This is a genomic window from Leclercia sp. W17, from assembly GCF_003336325.1.
In the GTDB taxonomy this organism is placed as follows: domain Bacteria; phylum Pseudomonadota; class Gammaproteobacteria; order Enterobacterales; family Enterobacteriaceae; genus Enterobacter.
On record NZ_CP031101.1, the window covers coordinates 1,047,108 to 1,063,229 of the forward strand.

Annotated in this window: 23 protein-coding genes and 1 pseudogene; 5 read left to right on the forward strand and 19 right to left on the reverse strand. The window is 50.6% G+C overall.

Going from position 1 to position 16,122, the window contains the following annotated elements:
• Positions 1 to 167: 167 nt before the first annotated feature.
• The gene (locus DVA44_RS05240) at positions 168 to 1,088 is read right to left on the reverse strand and encodes a LysR substrate-binding domain-containing protein (protein ID WP_103180848.1); all 921 of its coding nucleotides are present in this window, start codon (positions 1,086 to 1,088) and stop codon (positions 168 to 170) included.
• A 282-nt stretch (positions 1,089 to 1,370) separates the two neighbouring features.
• Here DVA44_RS05240 and DVA44_RS05245 point away from each other — a divergent pair, with 282 nt between their 5' ends.
• From DVA44_RS05245 to DVA44_RS05260, 4 genes are read left to right on the forward strand one after another with little or no spacing between them, the layout of a single operon-like run.
• A complete protein-coding gene (locus tag DVA44_RS05245) occupies positions 1,371 to 2,702 on the forward strand; it encodes an MFS transporter (protein WP_103822635.1) in 1,332 nt (443 codons plus the stop codon).
• Between the two features lie 36 nt (positions 2,703 to 2,738).
• Positions 2,739 to 3,488 (forward strand): SDR family NAD(P)-dependent oxidoreductase, encoded by a 750-nt coding sequence (locus tag DVA44_RS05250; RefSeq protein WP_103822634.1) that lies wholly within the window; start codon positions 2,739 to 2,741, stop codon positions 3,486 to 3,488.
• Between the two features lie 12 nt (positions 3,489 to 3,500).
• A complete protein-coding gene (locus tag DVA44_RS05255; RefSeq protein WP_114385894.1) occupies positions 3,501 to 4,346 on the forward strand; it encodes a transketolase in 846 nt (281 codons plus the stop codon).
• On the forward strand, positions 4,346 to 5,344 hold the full coding sequence (locus DVA44_RS05260) for a transketolase family protein (protein ID WP_114385895.1): 999 nt from the start codon (positions 4,346 to 4,348) through the stop codon (positions 5,342 to 5,344). Before DVA44_RS05255 ends, DVA44_RS05260 begins: the two co-directional genes overlap by 1 nt.
• A 37-nt stretch (positions 5,345 to 5,381) precedes the next feature.
• Here DVA44_RS05260 and DVA44_RS05265 read toward each other — a convergent pair whose 3' ends face one another.
• Entirely contained in the window at positions 5,382 to 5,984 is a 603-nt protein-coding gene (locus DVA44_RS05265; RefSeq protein ID WP_114385896.1) for a short chain dehydrogenase, read from the reverse strand.
• Between the two features lie 98 nt (positions 5,985 to 6,082).
• Between DVA44_RS05265 and DVA44_RS05270 the strand changes: the two genes are divergently transcribed.
• On the forward strand, positions 6,083 to 6,970 hold the full coding sequence (locus DVA44_RS05270; protein WP_114385897.1) for a LysR family transcriptional regulator: 888 nt from the start codon (positions 6,083 to 6,085) through the stop codon (positions 6,968 to 6,970).
• Between the two features lie 92 nt (positions 6,971 to 7,062).
• On the opposite strand, the gene DVA44_RS05275 is transcribed toward DVA44_RS05270, so the two are convergent.
• From DVA44_RS05275 to DVA44_RS05365, 17 genes and pseudogenes are all read right to left on the reverse strand, one after another.
• A complete protein-coding gene (locus DVA44_RS05275) occupies positions 7,063 to 7,623 on the reverse strand; it encodes an Ail/Lom family outer membrane beta-barrel protein (RefSeq protein ID WP_114385898.1) in 561 nt (186 codons plus the stop codon).
• Between the two features lie 168 nt (positions 7,624 to 7,791).
• Complete coding sequence (locus DVA44_RS05280; RefSeq protein ID WP_103822628.1) at positions 7,792 to 8,133, reverse strand: hypothetical protein; 342 nt, start codon at positions 8,131 to 8,133, stop codon at positions 7,792 to 7,794.
• Positions 8,134 to 8,175: 42 nt separating this feature from the next.
• Positions 8,176 to 8,511, reverse strand: coding sequence for a hypothetical protein (locus DVA44_RS05285; RefSeq protein ID WP_103822627.1), 336 nt, complete (start codon positions 8,509 to 8,511; stop codon positions 8,176 to 8,178).
• Between the two features lie 27 nt (positions 8,512 to 8,538).
• Positions 8,539 to 8,946, reverse strand: coding sequence for a hypothetical protein (locus tag DVA44_RS05290; RefSeq protein ID WP_231736549.1), 408 nt, complete (start codon positions 8,944 to 8,946; stop codon positions 8,539 to 8,541).
• A 35-nt stretch (positions 8,947 to 8,981) separates the two neighbouring features.
• Positions 8,982 to 9,398, reverse strand: a complete 417-nt coding sequence (locus DVA44_RS05295) for an Imm63 family immunity protein (protein WP_168194454.1) — start codon at positions 9,396 to 9,398, stop codon at positions 8,982 to 8,984.
• A 21-nt stretch (positions 9,399 to 9,419) separates the two neighbouring features.
• Positions 9,420 to 9,800 carry a hypothetical protein gene (locus DVA44_RS05300; protein WP_114385900.1) on the reverse strand — a complete coding sequence of 127 codons (381 nt, stop codon included), beginning with the start codon at positions 9,798 to 9,800 and terminating at the stop codon, positions 9,420 to 9,422.
• A 1-nt stretch (position 9,801) separates the two neighbouring features.
• On the reverse strand, positions 9,802 to 10,134 hold the full coding sequence (locus DVA44_RS05305) for a hypothetical protein (RefSeq protein ID WP_103822623.1): 333 nt from the start codon (positions 10,132 to 10,134) through the stop codon (positions 9,802 to 9,804).
• Positions 10,135 to 10,321: 187 nt separating this feature from the next.
• A complete protein-coding gene (locus DVA44_RS05310) occupies positions 10,322 to 10,654 on the reverse strand; it encodes a hypothetical protein (protein ID WP_114388373.1) in 333 nt (110 codons plus the stop codon).
• Between the two features lie 391 nt (positions 10,655 to 11,045).
• Complete coding sequence (locus DVA44_RS05315) at positions 11,046 to 11,300, reverse strand: hypothetical protein (RefSeq protein WP_103822614.1); 255 nt, start codon at positions 11,298 to 11,300, stop codon at positions 11,046 to 11,048.
• Positions 11,297 to 12,187, reverse strand: a pseudogene (locus DVA44_RS05320) (VENN motif pre-toxin domain-containing protein); the annotation flags it as partial. The pseudogene DVA44_RS05320 and the gene DVA44_RS05315, both read right to left, overlap by 4 nt.
• Positions 12,130 to 12,420, reverse strand: coding sequence for a hypothetical protein (locus DVA44_RS25645; protein ID WP_168194455.1), 291 nt, complete (start codon positions 12,418 to 12,420; stop codon positions 12,130 to 12,132). The gene DVA44_RS25645 and the pseudogene DVA44_RS05320, both read right to left, overlap by 58 nt.
• A 167-nt stretch (positions 12,421 to 12,587) precedes the next feature.
• On the reverse strand, positions 12,588 to 13,007 hold the full coding sequence (locus DVA44_RS05325; RefSeq protein ID WP_103822619.1) for an SMI1/KNR4 family protein: 420 nt from the start codon (positions 13,005 to 13,007) through the stop codon (positions 12,588 to 12,590).
• Positions 13,008 to 13,360: 353 nt separating this feature from the next.
• Positions 13,361 to 13,609, reverse strand: a complete 249-nt coding sequence (locus DVA44_RS05340) for a hypothetical protein (RefSeq protein WP_114385902.1) — start codon at positions 13,607 to 13,609, stop codon at positions 13,361 to 13,363.
• Positions 13,610 to 13,674: 65 nt separating this feature from the next.
• On the reverse strand, positions 13,675 to 14,007 hold the full coding sequence (locus DVA44_RS05345) for an immunity protein YezG family protein (RefSeq protein ID WP_103822616.1): 333 nt from the start codon (positions 14,005 to 14,007) through the stop codon (positions 13,675 to 13,677).
• A 110-nt stretch (positions 14,008 to 14,117) separates the two neighbouring features.
• On the reverse strand, positions 14,118 to 14,579 hold the full coding sequence (locus tag DVA44_RS05350) for a hypothetical protein (protein WP_114385903.1): 462 nt from the start codon (positions 14,577 to 14,579) through the stop codon (positions 14,118 to 14,120).
• 106 nt (positions 14,580 to 14,685) lie between these two features.
• Positions 14,686 to 15,168 (reverse strand): hypothetical protein, encoded by a 483-nt coding sequence (locus tag DVA44_RS05355; RefSeq protein ID WP_114385904.1) that lies wholly within the window; start codon positions 15,166 to 15,168, stop codon positions 14,686 to 14,688.
• A gap of 444 nt (positions 15,169 to 15,612) precedes the next feature.
• A complete protein-coding gene (locus DVA44_RS05365) occupies positions 15,613 to 16,122 on the reverse strand; it encodes a DUF2247 family protein (RefSeq protein ID WP_114385905.1) in 510 nt (169 codons plus the stop codon).

The following is a 16,122-nucleotide window of genomic DNA, read 5'->3' on the forward strand; positions in this document are numbered from 1 at the left end:
ACCCCCTCCTTAGCCGCATGCTCCCCCTAACCCTCTCCCTTAAGGGAGAAGGGATGGTCCGTGCGAATATTTTGGTGGGGATTCCTCAGCCTTGTGGAAGAGGATTGGGGTGAGGGCATCAGGCCGCACGTTCTGTAGGCCGGGTAAGGCGAAGCCGCCACCCGGCGTTACAGGTGATACCCCGACAGCCGCAACTCCCGGTCAATCCACTCGACAAACTGCTGGATCTTCCAGCTGCGCTCGTTCATGTGCGGCATCACCAGATGATGGGCGTTAATGGCAATACCCATACTGTCCGGCAGGACCTGCACCAGCGAGCCATCGTTCAGGTGATCGGTGGCCATCATTTTGCTTTCAAGAATAAATCCCAGCCCCATGCGCGCCGCCTCAAAGCTCATATAAGAGCGATCGAAGCTCAGGCTGAAGTTGAGCCAGGGCCGGTCGATATTGTGCCAGGCAAACCACTTCTCCCAGTTCACCAGGGTGCTGGTGGATGAAATCAGCGCCTGCTGTAAGAGATCCTGCGGTGACTGGACCGGGTGCTCACGCAGGTAATCGGGCGAGGCCAGCACCACCAGCGCATCATTCTTAATGGTCATCACCCGATAGGCGTCCCAGTCCGGGATGCCGTGGCGAATATCAATGTCGATGTTATCCCGGGCGAACTGCAGGTTCTCATAAGAGCAGGTGAGGTTGAGGATGATATCGGGATATTCGGCGCGGAACTTGCCCAGGCGGCGCAGCAGCCAGGATAAACCGAAGGTCGGGGAGGAGTGTACGCGCAGCACCGCGTTCTCCTTCTCTTTGATCACCTGCTCGGTGGCGCGCCCGATGGCGCTCATGGCCGCCGAAACCTCCCGCAGGTACTTCTCTCCGGTAGGCGTAAGGGTGACCCCCTTGCCGCTGCGGATAAACAGCTTTTTGCCCATCCAGGACTCCAGGGAGGCGATCTGATGGCTCACCGCTGAGGGGGTGACGTTAAGCTGCTCGGCCGCCAGGTGAATGCTCAGGGAGTTGGCGACCGCGATAAAAGACTGAATGTTCCGCAGCGAAGGGATGGGGAGCGTCTGGCGATCCTGCGCGGGCATAACCGGTCCTCCTTGAGGATGTTGCGGTAAAAAAACATAACATCCTGGCCCTGCACCGGCAATATTATTGCGGCTGAATGGATTAAACAGGATCCCCGCCACATTTTTTAAAAAACCTATATCCCCATAAACGAAGCCGTTATTTTTATGACGCGCTTCGCGAATCAAATTTATCTCAGCAATAAATGAGTTTTATTGAATGGTGTTTCAAACGTAAGCCGATATATTGAATTCGAACGCGAAATTAAAACGACTCACGTTGTTCGAATAATGAGGTAAAACATGTCTCGTATAGAACAAGCTGTCCCCTACATAGCCACAAAAAAAACCAATTACCGCTTCGTGGTGCTGGCGTTAATATTTATTGTGTATGCCATTAATTATGCAGACAGAACTAATATCGGCGCCGTGCTTCCCTTTATCATCGATGAATTTCATATCAATAATTTCGAGGCCGGCGCCATCGCCAGCATGTTTTTTTTAGGCTATGCCCTGAGCCAGATCCCGGCGGGCTTTTTTATTGCTAAAAAAGGCATTCGCGGCATGGTGGCCTTGTCGATATTTGGCTTCTCTGCCTTCACCTGGCTGATGGGTACCGCCACCTCGGTGCTGGGGCTGAAGTTTATCCGCCTCGGGCTCGGCCTGACGGAAGGTCCCTGCCCGGTGGGGCTGGCCTCCACCATCAATAACTGGTTCCCGCCGAAGGAGAAAGCCACCGCCACCGGCGTCTATATCGCCGCCACCATGTTCGCCCCCATTCTGGTGCCGCCGCTGGCGGTGTGGATCGCCATGACCTGGGGGTGGCGCTGGGTCTTTTTCTCCTTCGCCATTCCCGGGCTGGTGATTGCCGTGCTCTGGTATCTGCTGGTGCGTACCCGTCCCGCAGAGAGCCCGATGGTCTCTAAAGCCGAGCTGGAGACCATCGTCGGGGGGCAAAACGCAGCGGAAACCCGGCGGGAAAACATCGTGATTGAACCGCGCTTCAACCGCCTCGACCGGCTGATCCGCGTGCGCGATCTGGCCCCGATAGAGACGGTGAAAGGGCTCTTCACCTCGAAGAATATTCTCGGCGATTGTGTGGCCTACTTCATGATGGTAAGCGTGCTTTACGGCCTGCTGACCTGGATCCCGCTCTACCTGGTCAAAGAGAAAGGCTTTACCTTCATGAGTATGGGGCTGGTCGCCAGCATGCCCTGCATCGGCGGCTTTATCGGGGCGATTTTCGGCGGCTACGTGTCAGACAAGCTGCTGGGGCGCCGACGTAAGCCGACCATGATGTTTACCGCCATCAGCACCGTATTGATGATGGTCATCATGCTCAATATTCCGCAAAGCACCGTGGCGGTGTGCGTGGGGCTCTTCTTTGTTGGCCTGTGTCTGAATATCGGCTGGCCCGCTTTTACCGCCTACGGCATGGCGGTAGCGGACAGTAAAACCTATCCCATCGCCGCGTCCATTATTAACAGCGGCGGTAATCTCGGTGGATTTGTTTCGCCAATGCTGGCGGGTTATCTGCTGGATAAAACAGGAAGTTTTAATTCCGTCTTTATTTATTTCGGTATTTGCGCAGCTATTGGCTTATTAATGATCACCCTGCTGGAAGAGCCGAAATAATAAATTAAACACCTCTCAATATTATGGAGTAAATATATGCTACTGAAAGATAAAGTCGCCGTTATTACCGGCGCGGCTTCCGTACGCGGTTTGGGGTTCGCCACGGCAAAACTCTATGCCGAACAGGGCGCGAAAGTGGTCATTATTGATTTAGATGCAGAGGCCAGTAAGCAGGCGGCGGCAAGCCTGGGCGAGGGGCATCTGGGGCTGGCGGCGAACGTCAGCAACGAGCTGCAGGTGAATGCCGCCATCGAGCAGGTGCTGGGCAAATACGGGCGCATCGATATTCTGGTGAATAACGCTGGCATCACCCAGCCGATCAAGCTGATGGATATTAAGCGGGAAAACTATGACGCGGTGCTGGACGTCAGCCTGCGCGGCACGCTCTTGATGTCCCAGGCCGTTATTCCCACCATGCGCGGCCAGCAGTCCGGCAGCATCGTCTGCATCTCCTCGGTGTCGGCCCAGCGCGGCGGCGGCATCTTCGGCGGGCCGCACTACAGTGCCGCCAAAGCGGGCGTGCTGGGGCTGGCGAAGGCGATGGCCCGCGAGCTGGGGCCGGATAACGTGCGGGTAAACTGCATCACTCCGGGGCTGATCCAGACCGATATCACCGCCGGCAAACTTTCGGACGAGATGAAAACCGCCATTCTGGCAGGCATTCCGCTTAACCGCCTCGGCGATGCGCAGGATATCGCCCGCGCCGCGCTGTTCCTCGGCAGCGATCTCTCCTCTTACTCCACCGGCATCACCCTCGACGTCAACGGCGGCATGCTGATCCACTAAGGAGACAGGATTATGACTGATACCACAATTCAACAGGTCGCCGCCGCAGCATGGCGCATCCGCCGCTACGCCCTGCGGATGGGTGAAGTTCAGGGGCAGGGCTATATCGGCCAGGCGCTGGGCTACGCGGACGTGCTGGCCACCGCCTTTGCCCACGGCATGACCTTCAGAGCCGATGAGCCGGAGTGGGAAGGGCGCGACCGCTTTCTGCTCTCCCACGGCCACTACGCCATCGCCTGCTACGCGGCGCTGATCGAGGCGGGCATTATTCCCGAAGAGGAGCTGGAGACCTACGGCTCCGACGACAGCCGCCTGCCGATGTCCGGCATGGCCACCTATACGCCAGGCATGGAGATCTCCGGCGGCTCGCTGGGACAGGGCCTGAGCATCGGCGTGGGCATGGCCCTGGGGCTGAAGCACAAGGGGAGTGATGCCTGGGTGGTGAACTCCATGTCCGACGGCGAGCTGGATGAGGGCTCCACCTGGGAAGCGGCGATGTCCGCCGCCCACCACGGCCTGTCGAACCTGATCGTGCTGGTGGATATCAACCGCCAGCAGGCCGACGGCAACTCCCAAAAAATCCTCGGCTTTGAGCCGCTGGAAGATAAGTGGACCTCGTTTGGCTGGTACGTGCAGCGGGTCAACGGCAACGACGTGCCGGCGCTGGTGGCGGCGTTCGATAACGCGAAGCGCTATCCGGAGAATCAGCCCCGCGTCATTCTCTGCGACACCCTGATGGGCAAGGGAGTGCCTTTCCTTGAGCAGCGCGACAAGAACCATTTTATCCGCGTGGATGCTGACGAGTGGCAAAAAGCGCTCGCGGTGCTGGACGCGAACAAACCGGAAGGAGTGCAGTGATGAGCCAGACCACCGAGAAAAAACCGCGTTTAACCACCTCGGCGATGATCGCCTCTATTGCCGAAGAGGGGCAGGAGACCCGCGCCGCGCCTTTCGGCCACGCGCTGGTGAAGCTGGCGGAGCAGCGCCCGGAGATCGTCGGCATGACGGCGGATCTGTCGAAATACACCGACCTGCATATCTTTGCCCAGGCACACCCCGAGCGCTTCTTCCAGATGGGGATGGCGGAGCAGCTGCTGATGGGCGCCGCGGGCGGGATGGCGAAAGAGGGCTTCATTCCCTTCGCCACTACCTACGCGGTGTTTGCCACCCGCCGCGCCTATGACTTTATTCATCAGGTGATCGCCGAAGAGCATCTGAACGTGAAGATCTGCGCCGCGCTGCCGGGGCTGACCACCGGTTACGGCCCCAGCCATCAGGCGACGGAAGATCTCGCCATCATGCGCGGCATTCCGGGGATGACGATTATCGATCCCTGTGACGCGATAGACACCGAGCAGGCGGTACCGGCCATGGCAGAGCACGATGGCCCGGTCTATATGCGCCTGCTGCGCGGCAAGGTGCCGGTAGTGCTGGACCAGTACAACTACCAGTTCAAAATCGGCAAAGCCGCGCTGCTGGAGGAGGGGAGCGATGTGCTGATTATCGCCTCCGGCCTGATGACCATGCGGGCGCTGGAGGCGGCGAAGCAGCTGCGTAAGGACAACATCAGCGTGGCGGTGCTCCACTCGCCCACCATCAAGCCGCTGGACGAGGAGACCATTCTGGCGCAGGCGGCGAAGCCGGGCAGACTGGTGGTGGTGGCGGAAAACCACAGCAGCGTGGGTGGCCTCTGCGAGGCGGTGGCGTCACTGCTGATGCGCAACCGGGTGCATGTCGATTTTGATACCGTCGCGCTGCCGGACGCCTTCCTCGACGCCGGGGCGCTGCCAACCCTGCACGACCGCTACGGGATCTCCACCGCGGCGATGGTGGAAAAAATCCGCCGCAGGCTCTGATCCTGACCGGGGCGAGTCCGACTCGCCCCGTTTACCATCAATACCCTACCTGATACACCCGTCCGCTCTGCACCCCTTCCACGCTGCGGCGATAGGCCTGGGCGACCGTTGCGGCGGGCACGCTTTCGAACCCCGGGAAGAAACCGTCGTAGGCTTCGGCCGATTCGGTGAGTACCGTCGGGCTAATCAGGTTGATGCGGATCCCGCGCGGCAGTTCGCAGGCGGCGGCGCGGACAAAGCCTTCCAGCGCGGCGTTTACCGTGGTGGCATTCACCCCCTGGGCGATAGGCTCGTGGGCGACGATGCCGCTAATTAACGTAATTGACCCGCCTTCATTCAGGTAGTGCTGCCCGGTGAGCGCCAGCCGCACCTGGCCCAGCAATTTGTCCTGCAATCCCTGGTTAAACTCGCTGTCGGTCATGGTCGACAGAGGGCCAAAGTGCAGCCCGCCGCTGGCAGAGACAATCGCATCCACCGGACCGATCTTCTCGAACAGCGCCTGCACGCTGGCCTGGGAGGTGATATCCACCTGATGATCGCCTTTCGTACGACCCACGCGAATGACCTCATGACGACGACTTAGCTCTTCTGTAACGGCCTGACCGACCGTACCGCTGGCACCAATAATGACGATTTTCATAGCCGACTCCTCTGTGTTGTGAGCCTTGATTGTTTAACAAACCAGAGGGCGGATAAACTGGGCTAAAGTTAGATCATTATTAACCAGAGGTTTGCAATATGGATAAGCTTCGCGGCATGGAGACCTTTATCGCGGTGGTGGAGAGCGGCAGCTTTACCGGTGCCGCCGCCCGGCTGGAGATGTCGGCGGTGATGGTCGGGAAGTACATCGCCTGGCTGGAGGCGCAGCTTGGCACCCGGCTGCTGGAGCGTAATACCCGCCGCCAGAGCCTGACCGACGCCGGGCGAGTCTGGTTTGAGGAGGCAAAGCGGGTTATCGAGCAGGTCGCCATCGCTGAACGTTCGGTGGAGCGTCTGCGTACCGCGCCCGCGGGCACGCTGCGGGTGACCGCGCCCACCTCGTTCGGCGGGTGCGTGATTGCCCCGCTGACCGCCACCTTTTTGCAGCGTTTCCCTGAGGTGCGCGTCGAGCTGGATCTCACTAACCGGATGGTCGATCTGGTGGAGGAGGGGGTAGATCTGGCGATCCGCATTGGCGACATCCACACCGAGGATCTGGTGGCGAAATACCTTTGCCCGTACCGGATGGTGATCTGCGCCGCGCCGGACTACTTAGCCCGCCACGGCACGCCGCAAACGCCGGACGATCTGGTGGAGCATCTTTGTCTCTCCCACACCGTCTGGACCGCGCGCAACGAGTGGCGACTGCCGGGCATGGAGGGGGAGGTGCGCTGGAAGCGCGATGCGATCCTGCGCTGTAACGACGGGTATGGCCTGCGGATGGCGGCGATTGCCGGCGGGGGATTACTGTTGCAACCGGAGGTGCTGGTGGCGGATGAGCTGGCGAATGGACGGCTGATACGTGTTTTAGAAGGTTACACACCACAACCCCGACCGGTGCACCTGTTATGGCGTCAGGATCTACGTCCGTTGCCGAAGTTAACCCAATTTATTGCGCATATTATGCAGGCACAGTGCGGTTTGTAACGCCCGGCGGCGCTGCGCTTGCCGGGCCTACAAAACCTTCAGACCGTAGGCCGGGTGAGGCATCGCCGCCACCCGGCATCAGGCCGCACCAATTAAAAACGGTAACCTACGCCCACATTCCAGCCGTCGATCCCATAATCGTCGCCCAGGTCGGCAGTGGTGCCTTCGTAACCGACGTGGATCGCCAGTTCAGGCGTTGGGTTGAACTGTACGCCCGCGCCGTAAGCGAAAGAGGTGGATTTCTCATTGATGCCGTCGCGCTGGGTATAGTTGTCGCCGCCGTTCACCCAGGTGGTGTGGCCGTCTGCTTTCACGCGTGCCACGCCGCCCAGCGCATACAGGGAAACGAAATCATTCAGGCGATATGCCGGGCCTGCCATCAGGGAGTAATATTTCACTTCGACGTGGTTTTTAATGGAGTCGGAAGCGAGATAATAATGCTCGTCCTGATCGCCGCTCATATAGGTAAATGAACCCATCAGGCTGACCGGGGAATCCCACTCGTAGCGATACTGAACGTTCACGCCGCGGATATTTTTGAAGTCTTCAACGTTACTCTGCGCATAACCCACAGAAACAGTCTGATTATCCGCCAGAGCAGCGCCGCTTGCCAGACTCGCCGCAACGCATACCGCCAGAGAGAGTTTTTTCATTTTCCGTAATCCTTGTTGTCATTTTTTATGTGTAATGCCATATATCCCCATCCGTCAGGCTGGAGATATTCCACTGCAAATTAAGGCGATAAAATTGTTGGTTTTTTTGGCAGGCGATGAAATAGGGAATAATCTTAAAGCCCGGAATAGTCCTGGAATTTGCCTCCCCTATATTGGTAGGGCATCATATTTAAAGCTGATGCTTATTTTCTCTGCGGGTATTTCAACGGTGATATCGCAACCTGTCCAGGGCGCTTTAGCCTGCATCATATTATTCTGAATATAATAGTCCCGCAGGTTAACTAACAGGAGCCGAAGATGATAACTGGCGAGCTTATCCGGCACGAACCAGTCCAGGTTATCCTGCTGATCAACATAATCATATTCATATTCACAGGACTCGCCATCTTGGGCTAATTTTGCGCGAGCAATGATTTTCTTCGCCTCAGCAGGACCGGCATCAACCAGTAATTGACCAATTTTATTATGCAGATCGTCTAAGTCGCTCATTTATTTGTCCTGAAGTTTTATTTAGTGCGAGATTATTATCTGTTAATCAGTATACTTAAAATCAATCTTGATTCTGAGCGTTTCAACATCGACCGTTATTTCGCAGGCATGCCAGAACGAAGGCTGTTTTGAGGAGATGTTATTAACAAAAAATGTCCTCAGCTCAACCAGAAGGTCCAGCAAATCAGCATTGGCCTGTGCGCCTGCAGTAAACCAGTTTGTCTCACCTGAGGTGCTGTCCACATAATCAAACTCACATTTGCAGTGATCATTTTCGGGCGACAGCTCAGCACGCACGATGACGGTTGCGGCGTTATCGGGCGCAGCGGCAACTAAGACCGAGCCAATATCATTATAAATAGCCTGGGATTCGCGCATATTTTCATCCTGGGGTGACAAATCGTATTAATTAGGGCAAAGGCCGGTCGGCGCTTTAAGTGGGCCACACGCATCGTAACCGTACACCTTGTAGCCTTTACTTTTCATACAGCCTGAAATTTTTTCGTTCCTGGCAACGATCTCCTGAAGCGTTTGCTCCGGGCGGGCGCTGCCACCGTTCCAGCTACCATCATCAAGATTGGCATTTTTAGGTACGCCACAGCTATAGAGATCGGCTTTACGCTGTTCATTATCGGTGTAACCGCCTGCACCCGGCTTCTGAAACGTTTGCGCATAGCGCACGTATTGATAGTCGGTTGAATCCATATTGCCAACAACACAGCCGCTGAGCATGAAACAGAACAGGATGGGGAATATTTTCATTTGCGACTCCCTGTGATTGATAGCCATTACCTTGTCAAAATGAGCAGACATTTTCTGCGTCGGTGCTGATGCGATGCTGCCCTCAACTATGTATAGAGGCTATCGTCATAGGGTGCTTCAACCAGAATATTTTGAATTTCATTTCGTGCTTCTGACTCCCAGGCTGGGTTCATATTTGCCATTATTTCAATAAATTTTGGAAAAGCGATGCGCCTTCCATCTCTGCCTTCAACCCTGTGATCTAACTCATACTGGTATGCAATCTTATAGGCAAATTCGGAGATTATCCAATAAAGCAGCGTGTTTAAAGAGTGAGTGACTTTTCGGGAGAACTCATACCCTCTTTCTGAGTAAATATAGTTATATGAACTATTTTCGAATGAAATATAGGGAGTGCCATCGACATAGGGAGCAGAACACAGATTAACTGAATGTTTTGGAAAGCCTGCTCGTAAAATAATTTCATTAACTTGTTTTTGTATTTCATCAATGTTGACTAACATATTATTGAACCTCACTGCACACTATTTTAACGTTAACTGGATATTGCTACCATCAGGAACGTCTCTTATTTGCAATGCAATATTGGCTCTTGCTTTCATTGCTATTGTCGATTTTTCTAAATAAAGATTATCTGGCTCATATTCGCCACCCACTACAAACGGAATTTTTGGAACCAGGCGATAGCCCGCTGGTATTGAACCATACTTCTTCTGCCATGCGTTTGCCAGTGGGTAGCCCGTTAATACCTCATAGTCTTCAAGAATATGTTTACACCATTCATTGATATCTGGAGCAAGGTAATCAAAAGCGCCTGTCTCTGGATCGAACGTGTATATGCCATCTTCTTTTAGACAAAATTGACCGCCGCAACCGGATAAGACTTTTTTCAAAAAATTAGACATTTTAGTCCTCATATTTAAAGTCAATATTAATACTGAGTGTTTCAACGTTTACCGTTACCTCACAGCCCTGCCAGAACGGCTTTTCGAGTGATTGAACGTTATCAACGAAGAAATTCCTCAGTTCGACCAAAAGATCTAAAAGTCTTGCACTGGCATCCGCTGTTTCAGTAACCCAATGCTGGTTTCCCTGTTTATCGACATAGTCATAAGTAAACTCACCGCAGTCGCTTTCAGGTTCTAACTTTGCGTTCAGAATGATTTCTACCGCATCCTCAGGCGCGATCGAAAGCAATACCGCACCAATGTCATTATAAATATCCTGGGATTCGCGCATCATTCCTCCTGACAGATAAATTAGCTCATATGAGCTCGATAGCGATGCTTAAAATAGAACATCAATACTAAATCGGTTCAAGTGATACCATCGATAACACGCCCCTCGAACAACGCATTTTGCCAGGAGGGCAATGGGTTCACGTCTGATAGCATGCTCCCGGTGCCAGGAGAGGGAGCGTTGATGCCTAATCATCGTAGCGGAAGTCTATATTGAGTTTCATTTTTTCAATATCCAGCGTAACTTCACATCCATGCCATGCAGGGCGGCCATTGGTCAGATTGTTTTCGATATAGTAGTTGCGAAGCTCTACCAGATAACGAAGGATATCTGTATTCACCCTACCACCAGCCGTCAACCATTGAATTTCATCAGTAGCATCAAGATAATCATATTCATACTTACAATGATCGTTTTCCGGTGATAACTCTGCACGCATAATGATCTTTTTAGCTTGGTCGGGAGCAATACTGTATAAAACAGTACCGATATCTTTATAAATCTCTTGATCATTCCTCATTCTTTCTCTCCCGATTCCTTTGCCTTCGCCAACCAAAGTGGGTTTTCCAAGCAATTTTGTAATGTATGCTCTGTCCATTCCCGCTTCAATTCCATGGATGAAATTACCAGTAAACGGTGAATATTCATCTTCATTGCCAAAGTAAAAATGAATATGACTTAAGCAGTTTTTCCGAAACCCCATCTCGATACCCGAGTGGTAAAATTTATAGTACTTTGTTTTTCCATCCGGATCATTATATTCGCCAGCATCAGCTGATATAACCGGGGATTCATCGATAGCATGACACAGGTTGATAACTCCAATAGAATCTTCCCTTTCACCAAGAAAATTTATAAAACTAGCCCATTCCACTGTTATTTTATAACCCCATCTGGCGTGTACTTCCCAACTAAAAACCTTTCACTTTAAAAAGATAAAATAAGATCCAGCCAAAACCTAAAATCCCTCCTCCTACACCACCCAACTTAACTGCATGAAAAATATTACTCCACATAATATCGAAAGTCCCATATTGAAACCATGATATAGTTATTAATGCTAGTTCAATTATCACCGCAGCTAAGATCATGCCAATAAAACTAAAAATTAGCATTGAAATACATACAATATATTTTCCTATTACCACTCGAGAAGAATGTTTCATTTCTTGAGTTCCTCAGTTACCTTATCTGTCGCTTTGCCACCGAGTTCAGATCCTATTGAACCACCTATATCTCCCGCACTCCCCGGAACATTACTCGGCTTCATCCCTTCTCGAATGATATCGTTACGATTAACTTCGGCGTATTTTATCCCTGTCGGATCGTACTTCGGATCCCAGCCATTTGTCACCCATCGCCCTACAGCATTAGTGACTTTCTCGGTTCCCCAAGTAATGCCCTTCCCAATACCATACCCAGCAGCAGAACCAACTCCATTTGAAATAGCACCTGAAAGTGGATCCTTATCATCAATCCAATTGCCATAAGCTCCTCCTGCTGCATTCCAGCCAACAGTACCCAAAATTCCATTCCCCATACTGATAACATTCACCCAACCCGCAATAGCTGAGTTTGCCGGGTCTATAGTGCCATCAGCCAGATAACTGATACCAGCATTCGCACTTGCTCCAAGTCCCCACATAGCCTGAGCACCGCCAGGTAACAGTGCAACACCACCTGTAGCAAGCGCCAACCCTACCGCATCCCGCTCCTTCATTGCTTTCTGACATGCGGCCCCACCAGGATTATCGGAACAGGTCGCCATATCGACGCCATGCTGGCGTATCCATGCGGCCTGAGCATCTTCGCTACCGCCCAGTAAATTATTCTCAACCGTCGTCTTACCCGCCTGCGCCCCCGCCACAGCAGACGCAGAGCTGTCGCCCACCAGGCCGCCGGAAAGCCCCGCCGCCAGCGTCGCCAGCGCAGAAACCGTCTGCTTCTGCGTTTCATCCAGCTCATCGGCAGATTTCCCTTACATCTCTTTGGAGATCATCCCCACCAGCTCGCCCGTGGCGGCCCCGGCGGCACCCGCCAGTGCGTCCTGCCCCAATCGTTTTCACTCATCAAAACACTTCCGTTTCTGTACAGTACGAGATCATTCAGAGATCCCATGCCGCCATAGAAATTTAGAAAAATGTGTTTTGTGTAATCAGGATCAGGCTCATATTGGTCAGCCAGCTTAAAAATACTGACTGACCATTTGGCATAACCACCTAATTCTAATAAAGTAGCCATGCGGTTCATTTTTTCTACGATGAGAGTTGTTTCATTGATTGCCATTTCACTGTCTTAATCTTCATAATTTCATCTCAGTCGACGCGTTTGTCAGGCAATGCCCAGGGAATCAGGACGATGCCATGACCTTGGCGTTTTTGGAGCACTGCTTCTACAGGTTCTCCAAAAATCATCTTTTATGGTGCCAGGGATTTTCAGGTAAAATAATTACCTTAGTTGCCATCGATCCAGACATCTTTCACCCAGGCGGCTAAATCAGGCCACTGCTCTTCACTATCACCATCGCCAGTCCAGTATCGGACACGACCTTGTTGATCTAAACAATAATAACTACCGTTATCTTCACATATCGGTAACCACGATTCAGGTACTCCAACTTCTTTTGCATCATTTATAGCCGTTAATAACTCGCCATAGAATTTTTTGTCTTCTGTGATAGACAACAATTCGATTGTTCCATAATAGATATTGCCAGCTTCCTTAAGAAGCTTCTTATAGTCAGGTGAAAAAGAAAAGCCTGTCTCTTCTTCATATTTAGAAATAAGAGCTTCATCCGGCAAAGGAATATTAGTTCTCTCGTTCCCGGATACAACCTTTAACTCTTCAATAACATTATTCAGGCTGTTAGTCATACCATCACCTATTTGAAATCGTTAGCTCGCTGCTTCCAGTAATCAGAGCGCCATCTGTTGAGTTGTGCACGATTTATACCAGAAGTTATGCTGTTATCGTTGTGGAAAGTTTGCGTCACTATCCGCAATAGGCCCATCCTGTCTTTGCAGCATAGGGTGCAGAAGCAGAGCTATCGTCCACCAACCCACCGGATAAGCCTGCCGCCAGCGCAGCGTTGACCACCGCGTGGGCGGCGGCTTTGCCCTCGATACGGGCAATATCCGCCACCCGATTACCAGTCTCGCCGATCAACTGCGCCTGCGGGAGCCATTCCTGCTCTTTCTCCTTGTCGCGCCTGACTGACAACGACTGGTCAACGCAAACCAAAGGTATCGGGCAGATCTTTGATAAAGTCGGACTCATCCCCCCGATACGCTTTCGCAATCTCTGTAAAGGAATCGATAACTCTCGCTTTCTCAGCGTCCGTTAGTCGCTGAAGCTCGGCGGCAATACGTTCCATCATTTCCACAGCGGCATCTGGATTGAGCGAATGGTCGTCAGTGAATTCAAGAAAAATGGTCATATCAGCGATAATTTTAATCAAATGATGCGAGTGAGTCATAGACCCTTTCCCCTTATTACTAACGTAAACCCAACATCCCGCCGGCAGGGGCGAGAGACTGTTTATTAACTCTCATACTTGAAGTCGATATTTATTTTCAGTGTTTCAATGTTTACCGTTACTTCACACCCATGCCAGAATGGCTTTTCTTGTGATTTAAAGTTATCAACAAAGAAATTTCTTAGTTCGACTAAAAGATCTAAAAGTCTTGCACTGGCATCTGCGGTTTCAGTGATCCAGTGCTGGTTACCCTGTTTATCTATATAGTTATAAGTAAACTCACCACAGTCACTTTCCGGATCTAACGTGGCACACAGAATGATTTTTTCCGCAGTATCAGGTGCGATCGAGAGCAGTACTGAACCAATGTCATTATAAATATCCTGGGATTCGCGCATCATTCCTCCTGACAGATAAATTTGCTCAAAGAGGGCAATATTTGTGCCCGTAATCGCTATACACCGATTCGGGCTAAAATTTGATTAAAATCGTTACAAATCATTGTGTTTTAATTTTTAATTAACGTTGCGTGACACAGATGATTATGCTCCGTGTACTGAATATGTACTGAGTGGTTCCCGTAATCATACTTTGACCATCCATTAATCCATCCAAGGAGCATGTCGACTTTGCCTTCGCCAGGCAAAGTGGGTTTTCCAAGCAATTTTGTAATGTATGCTCTGTCCATTCCCGCTTCAATTCCAGGGATGAAATTACCTGTAAACGGTGAATATTCATCTTCATTGCCAAAGTAAAAATGAATATGACTTAAGCAGTCTTTCCGAAACCCCATCTCGATACCCGAGTGGTAAAATTTATAGTACTTTGTTTTTCCATCCGGATCATTATATTCGCCAGCATCAGCTGATATAACCGGGGATTCACCGATAGCATGACACAGGTTGATAACTCCAATAGAATCTTCCCTTTCACCAAGAACATCTATAAAACTAGCCCATTCCACTGTCATTTTATAACCCCATCTGGCGTGTACTTCTCAACTATAATATATCTTGTTTGTTAAAGAACAAATTTATAGCCAAAATTCCGCTAACAAAGTGCCAGGCAATTTAAAGTCAATTCCGCGTATCAGAAAGTGTTTCAACAAAGTCATTATAGGCTTCATGAAGATGATAAAAATAAGCATCGGGCTCATTCTTAACAACCTCGTATCGTGCTAACAATTTAGTGAATAGCCCTTCGGGAACGGGATAAGGTGCGGCTTCGTTTTTATCACAATAAAAATAAAAAAACGCCTTTTCAAGTTCCGGGATAGAAAGTCTTTCCGCCTGGCTATAAAGATACTGATACGCGAAACTCCATTCACTGGACAGTAGTAAGAAATCAAGTGCGGCTGATTTTAGTTCATCATTGGCCTGGGACTGCTGCAAAAATCCCTGGCAATACTTTAGCGCCGTGGGTTGATCTTCCACGAGCAGCATGCCCAGATATTCCAGAGCATCCTCATTCGGATCGTTAAATGAATTGGATTCGACATAGCCGTTTAACAGATAACGCTCTAATCCCGCCTGTAGTTCGCTAACAGTTCTGTTTGTCATTTAAAGTTTCTTGTCTTCATTGTGGTTAATCGTTTCTCTACTGACGGCCCATCATTGATAGATTAGATTCAGTTAAACTGGAGCTATCTTAATACCGCCTACCCTGGCTTTTACCGGTGATAAAAAAACCAGATGATCAAACCCGCAGGGAGCCCCAGCCAGGTTAACTCAAGACATATCCACACGTCCTTGAAAGAGAAAGGAAAACCCTCCTTCACGTTCCATGCTAATCCTGCGCCGACTAAACGGCCAGGGAGCGTCAGGATGAACACGGCCAGACCTATTGCGCAGCACAGGTAAACAAGGTGAATAAACGATTTAGTGCTGTTTTTCATTTGACTAAATGTCTGAAAAACCTGATAGCCCGATGCTAATGATCGGGCCTTCCTTACCTGAAAACCTGAAACGGGACATTCTGGAGTGCCGACACAGATTTTAGGATGTTTACTTTTTATACTCGACAAACTTTTCTTCTAAATAATTCATCCAGTTCTCCATTAAATGATTCATATTTTCCATCTGAGAATGCGTTGATGGATCATATCCATCAGAAGCAGGCATATATTTAACAAAACCCTCTATTTCAGTGGGGTAGTCAAAATCTGCATAAATAATTTCAACTTCAGATAATGGATCTGCAAAACTATCACGATTTTTCCAAAGCCAGCTTAGAACAATAAACAACCATTTTTGCCTAATCGTCGAGTCATTTTCTTGCTCAAACCCTGTACACAATTCCTCTAAAAAGAGAGACACCTGATTTGAACTGTCAGGCATAAGGAATGATAATTCAAGTTCAGAATCAGCATAACTTCCCGTTAAGACTATTTGTTCCGCCATTTTTATGGGCACGTCTGATGCAATGAGATTATTTTCATAACCCCACTTCACCTCACACCATGAAAGATGAGTATTTTCAACAATAAAATCATAGGGTACCGGATATAACGTCAT

Coding starts and splice junctions, on each gene's coding strand:
- DVA44_RS05300 (WP_114385900.1), bottom strand. CDS start 9,800: ATGTCTAATTTTTTGAAAAAAGTCTTATCCGGTTGCGGCGGTCAATTT.
- DVA44_RS05345 (WP_103822616.1), bottom strand. CDS start 14,007: ATGCGCGAATCCCAGGATATTTATAATGACATTGGTTCAGTACTGCTC.
- DVA44_RS05305 (WP_103822623.1), bottom strand. CDS start 10,134: ATGCGCGAATCCCAGGATATTTATAATGACATTGGTGCGGTATTGCTT.
- DVA44_RS05245 (WP_103822635.1), top strand. CDS start 1,371: ATGTCTCGTATAGAACAAGCTGTCCCCTACATAGCCACAAAAAAAACC.
- DVA44_RS05285 (WP_103822627.1), bottom strand. CDS start 8,511: ATGCGCGAATCCCAGGCTATTTATAATGATATTGGCTCGGTCTTAGTT.
- DVA44_RS05310 (WP_114388373.1), bottom strand. CDS start 10,654: ATGAGGAATGATCAAGAGATTTATAAAGATATCGGTACTGTTTTATAC.
- DVA44_RS05280 (WP_103822628.1), bottom strand. CDS start 8,133: ATGAGCGACTTAGACGATCTGCATAATAAAATTGGTCAATTACTGGTT.
- DVA44_RS05295 (WP_168194454.1), bottom strand. CDS start 9,398: ATGTTAGTCAACATTGATGAAATACAAAAACAAGTTAATGAAATTATT.
- DVA44_RS05255 (WP_114385894.1), top strand. CDS start 3,501: ATGACTGATACCACAATTCAACAGGTCGCCGCCGCAGCATGGCGCATC.
- DVA44_RS05315 (WP_103822614.1), bottom strand. CDS start 11,300: ATGAAACATTCTTCTCGAGTGGTAATAGGAAAATATATTGTATGTATT.
- DVA44_RS25645 (WP_168194455.1), bottom strand. CDS start 12,420: ATGGCAATCAATGAAACAACTCTCATCGTAGAAAAAATGAACCGCATG.
- DVA44_RS05340 (WP_114385902.1), bottom strand. CDS start 13,609: ATGACTCACTCGCATCATTTGATTAAAATTATCGCTGATATGACCATT.
- DVA44_RS05250 (WP_103822634.1), top strand. CDS start 2,739: ATGCTACTGAAAGATAAAGTCGCCGTTATTACCGGCGCGGCTTCCGTA.
- DVA44_RS05325 (WP_103822619.1), bottom strand. CDS start 13,007: ATGACTAACAGCCTGAATAATGTTATTGAAGAGTTAAAGGTTGTATCC.
- DVA44_RS05355 (WP_114385904.1), bottom strand. CDS start 15,168: ATGACAAACAGAACTGTTAGCGAACTACAGGCGGGATTAGAGCGTTAT.
- DVA44_RS05270 (WP_114385897.1), top strand. CDS start 6,083: ATGGATAAGCTTCGCGGCATGGAGACCTTTATCGCGGTGGTGGAGAGC.
- DVA44_RS05365 (WP_114385905.1), bottom strand. CDS start 16,122: ATGACGTTATATCCGGTACCCTATGATTTTATTGTTGAAAATACTCAT.
- DVA44_RS05240 (WP_103180848.1), bottom strand. CDS start 1,088: ATGCCCGCGCAGGATCGCCAGACGCTCCCCATCCCTTCGCTGCGGAAC.
- DVA44_RS05265 (WP_114385896.1), bottom strand. CDS start 5,984: ATGAAAATCGTCATTATTGGTGCCAGCGGTACGGTCGGTCAGGCCGTT.
- DVA44_RS05260 (WP_114385895.1), top strand. CDS start 4,346: ATGAGCCAGACCACCGAGAAAAAACCGCGTTTAACCACCTCGGCGATG.
- DVA44_RS05350 (WP_114385903.1), bottom strand. CDS start 14,579: ATGACAGTGGAATGGGCTAGTTTTATAGATGTTCTTGGTGAAAGGGAA.
- DVA44_RS05290 (WP_231736549.1), bottom strand. CDS start 8,946: ATGTCTGCTCATTTTGACAAGGTAATGGCTATCAATCACAGGGAGTCG.
- DVA44_RS05275 (WP_114385898.1), bottom strand. CDS start 7,623: ATGAAAAAACTCTCTCTGGCGGTATGCGTTGCGGCGAGTCTGGCAAGC.